A 13233-nucleotide genomic window follows, 5' to 3' on the forward strand; every position below is an offset into this window, starting at 1 on the left:
GCGAATCTTGTATTACGAACATCTGTGCGCGTCGAGTGCGCTAAACTCATCGACAGTATGATTCGATGCAATAGGAGGCAAGGAGCTTCCATGTCTGATTCTTCTATCGTTATTCGCGGCGCTCGTGAGCACAACCTCCGTGATATCGATGTTTCCATTCCGCGTGACCAACTCGTGGTCATTACCGGTCTTTCTGGCTCGGGCAAGAGTTCGCTGGCATTTGACACTATCTATGCCGAGGGCCAGCGTCGATACGTCGAGAGCCTTTCGAGCTATGCGCGCCAGTTCTTGGGCCAGATGGACAAACCCGACTTGGATTCAATCGACGGCCTTTCGCCGGCGGTGTCGATCGACCAAAAGACGACGTCTAAAAACCCTCGCTCGACGGTTGGCACCGTAACCGAGATTTATGACTATCTGCGCCTGCTGTTCGCCCGTGTGGGCATCCCGCACTGTCCCGAATGCGGCCGCGTCATTGAGCGTCAGACGACCGACCAGGTTGCCGACAAGGTCTTGGCGGCGGGGGAGGGCCGCCGCGCGTTTGTGCTGGCACCGGTGGTGCGCGGGCGAAAAGGCGAGTACACCAAACTGTTTGAGGACCTTCGCGCCGAGGGCTTTAGCCGCGTGCGTGTCGACGGTGAAGTGCGCTCGCTCGACGATCCGATCGATCTGGACAAGAAGTTCAAGCACGATATCGAGGTCGTAGTCGATCGCATCGTGATCCGTGAGAACTCTCTGGGCCGTATCGCCGAGTCTGTTGAGCAGGCGACCGCGCTGGCTCACGGCAATGTAAACGTGTACATGCTGCCCGATCGTGATGCTCCCGAGGGGACCGAGGGCGAGCTGCTGGAGTATTCGTTGGCCTTGGCGTGCCCGGAGCATGGTCACTCCATTGACGATCTTCAGCCGCGTGATTTTTCGTTCAACGCTCCCTATGGCGCATGTCCTGAGTGCGACGGCCTGGGCTTTAAGAAAACCGTTGATGCCGAGGCGTTGATCGAGGACCCCTCGAAGTCCATTGCCGACGGAGTCTTTGGTAGCCTGTTTGGCAACTCGAACTACTATCCGCAGATTTTTGCTGCGGTCTGCAAACACTTTAAGGTGAGCACCGATACGCCGTGGGAGGACTTGCCCCCTCGCGTGCGTCGTGCATTCTTGGATGGCCTGGGCGATACGAAGATCTCGGTCGACTACCAAAAGCTCGACGGACGTCGCAGCCAGTGGGATACCAAGTTTTCGGGCGTTCGCAACATCCTGTACGAACGCTATACCGAGACGACGAACGAGAACACCAAGGCGCGCCTGGAGAAGTACATTCGCGAGGAGCCGTGCTCGAGCTGCCACGGCGCTCGTTTGCGCCCTGAGATGCTCGCCGTCACCGTGGGCGGCAAGTCCATTTACGAGGTTTGTTGCCTGTCGTGCCGTGAATCGCTCGAGTTTTTTGAGGGCCTGGAACTCACCGAGCGCCAACAGTTTATCGGCGGCCGTATCGTCAAGGAAATCCTGGAGCGCTTGCGTTTTCTGGTCGATGTTGGACTCGACTATCTGACGCTCGATCGTGCCTCGGCGACGCTTTCCGGTGGCGAGGCGCAGCGTATTCGCCTGGCAACGCAGATCGGCGCGGGTCTCATGGGCGTGCTCTATATTCTGGACGAGCCCTCGATCGGTCTTCATCAGCGTGACAACGAGCGCTTGATCAAGACGCTCGAGCGCCTGCGCGATATCGGCAATACCGTTATCGTCGTCGAACACGACGAGGATACAATCCGTGCCGCCGATTACGTGATCGACATGGGGCCCGGCGCCGGCGTCAACGGCGGACACGTAGTCGCGGCGGGAACGCCTGCCGATATCATGGCGTGTCCTGAGTCGATGACGGGCGCTTATCTGACCGGCAAACGAATGATCCGGGTGCCTGATGAACGGCGCAAGCCCGGTCGCGGCTGCCTTAAAATTACGGGCGCTCGAGCCAACAACCTCAAAAACGTTACTGCCAAAATCGAGTTTGGTACGCTTACGGTTGTTACCGGCGTGTCGGGATCGGGCAAGAGCTCCCTGGTTACCGATACCATTGCGCCTGCCCTTACGAATGCCATTCACCGTTCGACGCGCCCTGTGGGTCCATATAAGAAAATCGAGGGCATCGAGTGTATCGATAAGGTTATCGATATCGACCAGTCGCCGATTGGCCGCACGCCGCGTTCCAACCCTGCTACCTATATCGGCCTGTGGGATGATCTTCGCGCGCTGTTTGCGAGTACGCCGGAGTCGAAGGCGCGCGGCTACTCGCCGGGTCGTTTCTCCTTTAATGTGAGTGGCGGGCGCTGTGAGGCGTGCAAGGGCGACGGGCAGATCAAGATCGAGATGCACTTCCTTCCTGATATCTACGTTCCCTGCGAAGTTTGCGGCGGTAAACGCTACAACCGCGAGACACTCGAGGTCACCTACCGTGGCAAGACCATCTCGGACGTGCTCGACATGAGCGTCACCGAGGCGCTGGCCTTCTTTGGGAATATCCCGCAGATTAAGCGCAAGCTCCAGACGCTGTACGATGTAGGCTTGGGCTACGTGAGCCTGGGCCAGCCCGCCACGACGCTTTCGGGCGGCGAGGCGCAGCGTGTGAAACTCGCCAAGGAGCTTCATCGACGCCAGACGGGCAAGACGTTCTATATTTTGGACGAGCCGACGACCGGCCTTCATTTTGAGGACGTCCGCCAGCTGCTCGATGTGCTGCAGCGCTTGGTCGATGCGGGCAACACGGTGCTGGTGATTGAACACAACCTTGATGTCATCAAGGTTGCCGACCGCCTGATCGATATGGGTCCCGAGGGCGGTAACGGCGGCGGAACCGTCGTGGTTTCGGGCACACCGGAGCAGGTTGCGGACTGTCCGCAGAGTTATACGGGCAAGTTTTTGGCGCCGTTGCTCAGGCGTGACCGGGAGCGTCAGGCTCAACTTGATGCTCAATAAATAGGCGATTCAGTTTATGGGCGCCATCGACTCCTTGTGATTCGATGGCGCTTGCTGTGCCGAAGTGACGTATGCAGCCGAATTGGACATATACTTAATCCTTGCGTCCGAATGCGAGGGAAAGGATATGTCATGGCAAAGGCTGTAAAGACGCCAAAAACCAATGCGATGCGCGAGCTGGAAAGCGCCGGCATTTCCTATGTTCTACATACGTACGAAGACGATGGTGATGAGTCGGTGGGCCTGGGTGTCGCGATTTCGGAGCAGCTTGGCGAGGAGCCCGGTCAAGGATTTAAGACTTTGGTCTGCGTGACACCGTCCAACGACTATGTCGTGTGCTGTATCCCTGTTGCCGACGAGCTCGATCTAAAGTCCGCCGCGCGTGCCGCGGGGGAGAAGTCCTTGGCCTTGATGCATGTGAAGGATTTGCTTGCGGCGACTGGCTACGTTCGCGGCGGCTGCAGCCCGGTCGGTATGAAAAAACGCTACCGGACGCTCATTGATGAGACATGTGTCCTTTGGGATACCATTTTTATTTCGGGAGGCAAGCGTGGTTATCAGCTCGAGCTTGCACCCGATGATTTAATTGCATTTTGCGGGGCGACGGTTGCCGCGATTACGAGAGAGGACTGAGCGATGGCGCAGGAAGAATTGAAGCGCGGAGCTCATTTTGCAAAAGAATCTGCGCCTCAGACACCCTCATCCGAAGCTTCTTCGTCGCGAGATGACACTGACGACATGGGCTCGTCGGACTACTCCACGGTTGGTCGTTCCGCCGGGCTTATGACCATCCTGACCATTGTGTCTCGCGTCACCGGTTTTATCCGCACGTGGGCAATGGCGGCCGCTATCGGCATGTCGCTACTTTCGTCCTCCTATCAGGTCGCCAACAACCTGCCCAATATGCTCTACGAACTCGTGATGGGCGGCATGCTCGTGACGGCGTTTTTGCCCGTGTACATGGGCGTGAGGCGTGAGCAGGGTCGCGAGGCCTCGAACGAGTACGTGGGCAACCTGCTCGGCATTCTGCTTTTGGTGCTGGGTGGCATTTCGTTGCTGGGGACCGTGTTCGCCCCGGGCTTTATCTGGACGCAATCGTTCCTTTCGGGTGACGGCGGCAGCATGGATACCGCTGCGTTCATGTTCCGTTTCTTTGCCATCCAGATTCTGTTTTATGGTTTGGGCTCGGTGTTCTCGGGCGTTCTCAACGCACACCGCGACTACTTCTGGTCGACGTTTGCCCCGGTCCTCAACAATGTGATCGTCATTGCGAGCTTTATGGGTTTTGCGCCCGTGTCCGCACAGTTTGGCGAACGTGCCGGCATCATCTTGATTGCGGCCGGTACGACCCTCGGTGTCTTTGTTCAGATGGCATGTCAGATTCCCGCGCTTAGCAAGCACGGCGTGCATCCCCATATCCATATCGACTTTAAGGACCCCGCGCTGCGCCAGACGATTGCGCTCGGTATCCCGACGCTGCTCGCCACGGTGTGCATGTTTGTCTCGACTTCTATCACCAACGCTGCCGCGCTGGTGGTCCAGCCCGAGACTGGTCCTTCCGTCATCGCCTATGCGCGCCTGTGGTACACGCTGCCCTACGCGCTGATTGCCGCCTCGCTTTCGACGGCGCTCTATACCGAGCTCTCTCACGACGCACAGGAGAAGGATTACGACAGCGTACGCACGGGCATTTCGCGTGGCGTCGCCCAGATGCTGTTCTTCCTGATTCCGTTCGCACTGTACCTGATTGTCTTCGCACGTCCGCTCAACATGATCTACTGTGCTGGCAAGTTCGATGAATCCGGAGTGGCGCTGGTGTCCGAGTACCTTGTCTACCTAGCGCTCTCGCTGCCGCTCTACGGCGTGGTCGTGTTGATGCAGAAGAGCTTCTCTGCCTTGCTCGACATGAAGCCCTATAGCCGCTATTGCCTGTATTCTGCCATCGGCCAGGCCGGCTCGGTTCTGCTGTTTGGCGTTGTGCTGGGCTTCGGTATGCCGGCAATCGCGCTTTCGTATGTTGTCGACTACGTGATCTTGGTCGGCTGTTCGCTGTGGTGGCTGCGTCGTCGCCTGCGTGGCCTTCAGGTCAAATCTATCCTGCATGGCGGTTTCTTTGGCCTTTTGCTCGGTGGTCTAGGTGCTGCCGCAGGCGCCGGCGTCATGTGGGTGCTTGAACACTTTGTCGGGGCACTTGGCGGCTCGATTCTGATTACTCTTGGCTACGTTTGCGTTGCGGGTGTCGTCTCGCTTGCTGTTACCTTTGGCCTTGCCGTCGTCCTTAAGATGCCTGAGGTCTCGGCGCTGCTTCGTCGCAAGTAGGTGCGTGTGGCCGGTCACGACAACATTCCAACGCTTGCCGAGCAGGTTTCGCGCGTTCCCACACAGCCCGGATGCTACCTTTGGAAGGATGCCAAGGGCGATGTCATCTACGTGGGCAAGGCAAAAAACTTGCGTTCCCGTATGCGCCAGTACGTGACACTGCAGGATGAGCGTCAAAAGATCCCGCTGATGATGCAGCTGGTGGCGAGCTTTGACTATATCGTGGTGGAGACCGAGCACGAGGCGTTGGTGCTCGAGCGCAATTTGATTGGTCAGTACCATCCGTACTTTAACGTCGACCTCAAGGATGACAAGAGCTACCCCTTTATCGCCATTACAAAGGGCGACCTGTATCCCGCTATCAAATATACGCGCGAGCGTCATAAGCCGGGAACGCGTTATTTTGGTCCCTATACCGATAGCCGTGCGGCACGTGAGACGATAGATACGCTGCGCAAGGTTATCCCCATCTGCTCCGCATCCTGTGCGGAGTGGCGTCGTTGTCGTCGTATCGTCGAGTCCCACAGGGGCGAGGAAGACATCGTCAATATGATTTGCGCGCAAAACGGGCGTCCCTGCTTTGACTACCATGTCGGGCGCGGCCCGGGTGCGTGTGTCGGCGCGATTTCTCCTACGGACTATGCCAAGAACGTCAAACGTGTCGAACGTTTTTTGTCGGGCCATCGCAAGGATGTCGTCGATGAGCTGACCTCCGAGATGACGGATGCCGCCGAGGCGCTCGACTTTGAGCGCGCGGCACGCGTCAAACGTCGTTTGGAGGTCATCAGGGGTCTGGACGACCGTCAGCAAGTCGTTTTTCCCTCCAGTGTCGATATCGATGTCATCGGTTTCTATCGCGAGGAGACCATCTCCGCCGCTTGCGTCTTTGTCGTGCGTGAGGGTCGAACGGTTCGAACCTGCGAGTTCATTCTTGACAAGGGTCTTGATGTTGACGAGGAAGAGCTCCAGTCGGGCTTTCTTAAGCGCTATTACGACGAGACGGCCGATATTCCAGCTGAGATAAACCTCTCTGTCGAGCTTGAGGATGCGGAGGCGCTGGGGGAGTGGCTTGCAGGCAAGCGCGAGCGTTCCTGCCATCTCCATAGGCCGCAGCGTGGCGAAAAGCACCGTTTGCTCGATATGGCATCCAAAAATGCGCGCCATGCCCTCATGCGCTACATGATGCGAACGGGGTACGCTGACGACCGCACCAATCAAGCGCTCCTGGAGCTCGAAAGCGCGCTGGCGCTGCCGGCGCCGCCGATGCGTATCGAGTGCTTCGATATCTCGACGCTGCATGGAACCTTTACCGTCGCCTCGATGGTGGTGTTTACCAACGGACGCGCCGACAAGAGCCAGTACCGTCGTTTTAAAATTCAGGCCGAATTGGACGAGGCAAACGACTTCGTGTCGATGTCCGAGGTTTTGGGACGACGCTATGCTCCCGAGCGCATGGCCGACGAGCGCTTTGGCTCGCGCCCCGATTTGCTCGTTGTCGATGGCGGTAAGCCGCAATTGACCGCTGCGATCAAGCAACTTGAGGCTCTTGGGCTCGATATACCAGTTTGTGGCTTGGCAAAGGCCGATGAGGAAGTTTTTGTGCCTTGGGACGAGACTCCCGTCGTGCTGCCGACCGGGTCTGCTTCGCTCTATCTAATTAAACAGGTGCGCGATGAATCGCACCGTTTTGCAATCACATTCCATCGTGAGTTGCGCGATAAAGCCATGACAGTTTCGGTACTCGATGACGTTCCAGGCGTGGGACCCACCAGAAAACGTGCCCTTATGCGCCATTTTGGTTCGATGAAGCGTTTGCGCGCGGCGAGCGAGCAAGAGATCGCGGAAGTTCGCGGCATACCTGCCGATGTTGCCAAGGCGGTCCACGAGGCGCTCGTTGCGTGGAATGCCGAGCGCGCCGAGGCGGTGGCTGGCCATTCCGATAGCTAAACACGAGCCTAAACTACTGATATACATGATTGCGTGATTTTCAACCATTTATTTCGCCATGATTGCATGCTGGTTTCGGGTTTTATTAACGCTAAAACGTTTGACTAGTCATGGTGAACAACCCTGCTATCCTGCGGGTTGACGAAGACTGATATCTCACCTCGTCGATACATACTGTCTGGCGAATCATTTGTCAATGAATTCGGTGAACGGTAGTAAATACCGTTCAAGCGTATGTATGTATCGGTCGCCGAGCGCGGCACCTCAGTTGGGTTCGTCGGTAGGTAAGGTATATATCGTCCGCAAGTTGCGCGGGGGCAAGTCTAGGTGCTCCCGAGTAAGATTCTCTATTGATAGGAGAAGACATGGCCATCATCAACAAGGGTATGTCCAGGCGTTCGTTCCTCGGCCTCACCGGCAGCGTCGCTGCTGTCGCCGGCCTTGGTCTCACTGGCTGCGGTGGCAGCTCTAGCGACGAGGGTTCCGCTTCCGGCTCCACCGATTCCGCCAACCGTGGCGGCGGCGTGATCACCGCTGGTTCCGCTTACGCTCCGTCCAGCTTCGATCCCGCCAGCACCGGCTCCGCTGTGGGCCTGGGTGCTAACTGGCACGTCGTCGAGGGCCTCTACGGCATCGATTACCACGACTACAGCACCTTCAACGAGCTCGCCACCGACGATCCCAAGTCTGTGGACGACACCACTTTCGAGGTCACCATCCGCAAGGGCGCCAAGTTCTCCGATGGCACCGAGGTCACCGCTGACGATGTCGTTGCCTCCTACACCGCTTGCGCCGCTTCCGCTACCTATGCTCCGTTCTTCCAGCCCTTCGAGTCCATCGAGGCCAAGGATGCCAGCACTGTAACGGTCAAGACCAAGGTCCCCAACTTCTCCCTGCTCAAGGATCGTCTGGCCATCATCCGTGTTACCCCGGCTACTCAGTCCGAGGAGGATCGCGCCAAGCAGCCGATCGGTTCCGGCCCCTGGATGTACGACTCTATCTCCGATACCGAGATCACCCTGGTTCCCAACCCCGAGTACAACGGTGAGTATGCTGCCGAGGATAAGAAGATCCAGTACAGCATCCTGACCGACCCCACCGCTCGCGTTACCGCCCAGCAGGAAGGCTCCACGCTCGTTATGGAGCTCGTCACCGCTGACGCCGTCGACCAGCTCGAGAGCGCTGGCTGCAAGATCGACAACGTCCAGGGCTTCGGCACCCGCTTCATCATGTTCAACGTCGCCAAGGAGCCTTGGAACAACGTCAAGGTCCGTCAGGCCGTCATGTACGCGCTCGACACCGAGAAGATGATCACCAACACCTTCGCCGGCCTTGCCACCGCTGCCAGCTGCTACCTGCCCAAGAGCTTCACCAACTATCATGAGGCTTCCACGGTGTACAAGACCGACGCCAAGAAGGCCAAGAAGCTCATCGAGGAGTCCGGCATCACCCCGGGTGCCATCACCCTGCGCACCACCGACAACGAGCAGATTAAGGGCATGGCCGCCCAGGTCAAGAACGACCTCGACGCTCTCGGCTTCGAGGTGACCATCCAGACCGATACCTCGCCGGCCACCTACGCTGCCATCGACGGCGGCGAGGCCTACGATATCCTCCTTGCCCCTGGCGATCCGTCCTGCTTCGGCGCTGACCCCGACCTGCTGCTCAACTGGTGGTACGGCGACAACGTCTGGATGCAGACCCGTTGCCCGTGGAAGGAGTCCGCTGAGTGGGAGAAGCTCCACGGTCTCATGGACGAGGCTCTTGCCGCCGAGGGCGACGAGCAGCAGAAGAAGTGGAACGAGTGCTTCGACATCATCGCCGACAACGCTGTTCTGTACCCCGTTGTCCACGTCAAGACCGTCTCCGCTTCCTGGGACGATCCGTCCACTGCGCCCAACGGCGAGGCCCTCGATGGCTTCAAGGGCATCGGCACGACGAGCATGTCCTTCAGGGGCGTTGCGACCGTCAAGGCGTAAGACTCGCTTGAGTCTGTATGCAGGATGTCGGTCATTGGGGCCGTATCCTCATAGTTGAAACAAAGACCCGGGCGGCAACGATGTCGCTCGGGTCTTGTAATGAGTACCCGTACTCATATACCAGTTGGTCCTACCGACAAAAGAAAGGGGAGAGAACGTGAACAACTTGCTACGTTTGATTGGAAGGCGTCTTGTGGCGCTGCCGATCATGGCATTGGGCGTCACCGTCCTGGTGTTCTTCCTTATGTCGTTCTCCAAGACCGACCCCGCCTACACGGCGTTGGGTGACGGTGCCTCGCCCGAGGCGGTTGCCGAGTACCATGAGAAGTATGGTCTGGACGACCCCTGGCCCGTGCGCTACGTGCGCTATATGGGCGATTTGATCCATGGCGACATGGGCACCTATGGTGCTGCTCGCAACTCCGTTGCCAAGCGCATCTCCACGGCCCTGCCCGTCACGATGCAGCTGACCTTTATCGGTCTTGCCATCGGTGCGGTCGTTTCGTTTTTGCTCGGCGTCATCGCGGCACTGTATCGCGACAAATGGCCGGACCAAGTGATCCGCGTCTTTTCCATCGCCGGCTTGGCAACCCCGTCGTTCTGGCTTGCCGTTCTGTTGATCCTGCTGTTCTCTTCCTACCTTAAGGTGCTCCCGGCATCGGGTGCTCTGCCTCACTTCACCACGAATCCGGTTGGCTATCTGGGACGTATGATCATGCCCGCTATCGCCTTGGCATTTCCGCTGACGGGCCAGATGACTCGTATCGTGCGTACCGCCATGGTCGAGGAGCTCGACAAGGATTATGTCCGTATGGCTCGCGGCGCCGGCGTTCCCGAGAAGGTCGTCGTCGGCATCAACGTTCTTCGCAATGCGCTGATCACCCCGGTCACCACCCTCGGTCTTAAGATCGGTTACCTCATGGGCGGCGCCGTCGTCATCGAGGTTATCTTCAACCTCCCCGGCATGGGCACTGCGATTCTGCAGGGCGTTCAGGGCAACGAGGCGAACCTGGTTCAGGGCGTCGTTATCGTCGTTGCTCTCGCCTTCATCATCATCAACATCGTGGTTGACATGCTCTACCTGCTCATCAACCCGCGCATCAGGACGGTGTAGATTATGGTAAAGATTCGAGAGAAGCAAACCGAGCAGCTCGAGAAGGCTGCCTCCAAGGGGCTCAAGCTCGGTGGCTGGAAGAAGATGACGTTGTCTTCTAAGATTGCCGCCGTCGTGCTGGTGCTGGTCGCCCTGACTGCGATTCTGGCGCCCCTTCTTGCCCCCTATAGCCCGGTCGAGATCTTTACGGCTCGCCAGGCTCCCGGCAACGGATTTATCTTCGGTACCGACGATAAGGGTCGCGACATTCTGTCGCGTATGCTCTACGGTGGTCGTTACTCGCTGATTATCGGCTTTGGCGCCACCGCCATGGCTCTGGTCTGCGGCTCGGTCGTGGGCGCCCTTGCAGCGGTTTCGCGCAAGGCCGTCTCCGAGACGATCATGCGTATCCTGGACATCATCATGTCCATCCCGGGCATCGCCCTCGCGGCCGTCTTTGTCTCCATCCTGGGCAACTCCGTGCCGTCGATCATCTTCGCCATCGGCTTTATGTACACTCCGCAGATTGCCCGTATCGTGCGCGCCAACATCGTGTCCGAGTACGGCGAGGACTATGTCCGCGCGGTCATCGTTTCCGGCGCCAAGGCTCCGTGGATTTTGATCAAGCATGTTCTGCGTAACTGCATTGCCCCGATCATGGTCTTCACCGTTACCCTGGTCGCCGACGCCATCATCTTCGAGGCCTCGCTGACCTTCATCGGCGCTGGTATCCAGGAGCCCACCGCTACCTGGGGCAACATCCTCGCCGACGCCCGCGGCGGCGTGCTCGCCGGCCGTTGGTGGCAGGCACTGTTCCCGGGCCTGGCCATCATGATCACCTGCCTGGCGCTCAACATCCTCTCCGAGGGCATTACCGACGCCATGGCCGCTGCTCCCTCCGCCGCCCTGGATCCCACCGATTCCTCCAAGCGTCGCGAGGCCGACCTGCTGGTCTCCGACCCCGTTCGAGCCTACAAGGAGCAGGCCCAGTCCCTCTCCGCTCGCCTTGGCGCCCTGCGCGATGTCGAGCTCAAGCGTGACGATCGCCATGTGCCCGACGAGTCTGTTGAACCGATTCTCTCGGTCCGTGACTTCTGCATCCAGTTTGAGCATCACGGTGATATCAACGTCGTCGACCATGTCAACTTTGACGTCCGTCCTGGTCAGACCATGGGCCTGGTGGGCGAGTCCGGTTGCGGTAAGTCCATCACCACGCTGGCCATCATGGGCCTGACCGACGATGACGAGCACCTTTCCGGCGAGGTCCTCTGGGAGGGCCGTGACCTGCTCAAGATGAGCAAGAAGGAGTGGTTCGGCCTGCGCGGTACCGATATCGCTATGGTCTATCAGGACGCCCTGTCCTCGCTCAACCCCTCCATGCTCATCTCTGCCCAGATGAAGCAGCTCACCAAGCGCGGCGGAACCCGCAGCGCCGAGGAGCTCCTGGAGCTCGTCGGCCTCGATCCCAAGCGCACGCTCGAGAGCTATCCGCACGAGCTTTCCGGCGGCCAGCGTCAGCGTGTCCTGATCGCTATGGCCCTTACCCGCGACCCCAAGCTGGTCATCTGCGACGAACCCACGACCGCTCTGGACGTTACCGTCCAGAAGCAGGTCATCAAGCTGCTCAACGATCTTCAGGCCAAGCTCGGCTTTGCCATGATCTTCGTTTCGCACGACCTGGCGCTGGTCGCCGAGGTCGCCCACAACATCACGGTTATGTACGCTGGCCAGGTTATCGAGCAGGCACCCACCAAGGAGCTGCTCACTAACCCGATCCACGAGTACACCCGCGGTCTTCTGGGTTCCGTTCTGTCCATCGAGAGCGGTTCGGGCCGCCTGCACCAGGTGCCCGGCGCCGTTCCGAGTCCGCGCGATTTCCCCAAGGGCGATCGCTTCGCGCCCCGCTCGAGCCATCCGCGTATTGGCCTGGACACCCGTCCGGTCTTCAAGCGCGTGCCCGGCACCGAGCACTTCTATTCCGAGCTCCCCGACGAGGTGCTCAAGGCAAATGGTTTGACCCCTCACGCGGAGGTGATGTAGATGAGCGAGACCGCAGTCAACGGCGTCGAGCCGATCATCTTCCTTGATGACGTCCACGTCACCTTTAGGACCCGTACCGGCTCGATTCTGCACCCCAACCTGGTTCACGCCGTCCAGGGTGTAACGATTAAGCTCATGCCCGGTCAGACGATCGGCATCGTCGGCGAGTCCGGTTGCGGTAAGTCCACCACCGCCAACGTCATGTGCGGCCTGCAGGCCCCCACGAGCGGCAAGGTCTACTTTAAGGGCAAGGACGTTACCAAACGTACCGCCGAGGACCGTCGCCACATGGGTCGCGTCATCTCGGTCGTGTTTCAAAACCCGGCCACGGCGCTCAACCCCCGCATGGTCGTTCGCGAGCAACTGCTCGACCCCATGCGCGTCCACAACCTGGGTACCGAGGCCGAGCAGGAGAAGCGCGTCAAAGAGCTCCTGGAGCTCACCGGTCTGCCCAGCTCCGCCGCCGAGGTTCTTCCCGGTCAGCTTTCGGGCGGCCAGCGCCAGCGCGTCGCAATTGCCCGTGCCCTGTCGCTGAACCCCGATGCCATCATCGCCGACGAGCCCACCTCGGCTCTGGACGTTTCGGTCCGCGCGCAGATTCTGAACCTGCTGACCGACCTTAAGAAGGAGCTCGGCCTGGCCATGGTGTTCATCAGCCATGACATCCAGACGGTCCGCTATATCTCTGACGACATCATCGTTATGAATGGCGGCAAGATCGTCGAGCAGGGCGAGGCCAAGCAGGTCTTCCAGCATCCCCAGGACCCCTACACCAAGATGCTGCTCGGCGCTGCGCCGTCGCTGCTGCACCCCAAGCTCGGCGAATAGCCTCGCTTTCCCTCCCGTGCGCCCGGTTCCCTTGCCGGGCGCACCTCCGTTGCGATT

General features: G+C 59.1%; 8 protein-coding genes. All 8 read left to right on the plus strand.

Going from position 1 to position 13233, the window contains the following annotated elements:
• Nucleotides 1–90 precede the first annotated feature (90 nt).
• Nucleotides 91–2970: an excinuclease ABC subunit UvrA gene (uvrA, locus tag ACGHIZ_RS03625; protein WP_390449231.1), complete on the plus strand. Its 2880-nt coding sequence runs from the start codon at nt 91–93 to the stop codon at nt 2968–2970.
• 132 nt (nt 2971–3102) lie between these two features.
• Complete coding sequence (ybaK, locus tag ACGHIZ_RS03630) at nt 3103–3603, plus strand: Cys-tRNA(Pro) deacylase (RefSeq protein ID WP_195246823.1); 501 nt, start codon at nt 3103–3105, stop codon at nt 3601–3603.
• A gap of 105 nt (nt 3604–3708) precedes the next feature.
• Nucleotides 3709–5289 carry a murein biosynthesis integral membrane protein MurJ gene (gene murJ, locus ACGHIZ_RS03635; RefSeq protein WP_117794699.1) on the plus strand — a complete coding sequence of 527 codons (1581 nt, stop codon included), beginning with the start codon at nt 3709–3711 and terminating at the stop codon, nt 5287–5289.
• 6 nt (nt 5290–5295) lie between these two features.
• Entirely contained in the window at nt 5296–7236 is a 1941-nt protein-coding gene (gene uvrC, locus ACGHIZ_RS03640) for an excinuclease ABC subunit UvrC (protein WP_390449234.1), read from the plus strand.
• A gap of 365 nt (nt 7237–7601) precedes the next feature.
• Nucleotides 7602–9215, plus strand: a complete 1614-nt coding sequence (locus ACGHIZ_RS03645) for an ABC transporter substrate-binding protein (RefSeq protein WP_238057733.1) — start codon at nt 7602–7604, stop codon at nt 9213–9215.
• Between the two features lie 157 nt (nt 9216–9372).
• Nucleotides 9373–10329: an ABC transporter permease gene (locus ACGHIZ_RS03650; protein ID WP_035138896.1), complete on the plus strand. Its 957-nt coding sequence runs from the start codon at nt 9373–9375 to the stop codon at nt 10327–10329.
• Nucleotides 10330–10332: 3 nt separating this feature from the next.
• Nucleotides 10333–12348: a dipeptide/oligopeptide/nickel ABC transporter permease/ATP-binding protein gene (locus tag ACGHIZ_RS03655; protein ID WP_035138893.1), complete on the plus strand. Its 2016-nt coding sequence runs from the start codon at nt 10333–10335 to the stop codon at nt 12346–12348.
• Entirely contained in the window at nt 12349–13176 is an 828-nt protein-coding gene (locus ACGHIZ_RS03660; RefSeq protein ID WP_006236159.1) for an ABC transporter ATP-binding protein, read from the plus strand.
• Nucleotides 13177–13233: the final 57 nt, after the last annotated feature.

Origin of the sequence: Collinsella sp. i05-0019-G5 (assembly GCF_042851345.1) — a bacterium.
Classification (GTDB): domain Bacteria; phylum Actinomycetota; class Coriobacteriia; order Coriobacteriales; family Coriobacteriaceae; genus Collinsella.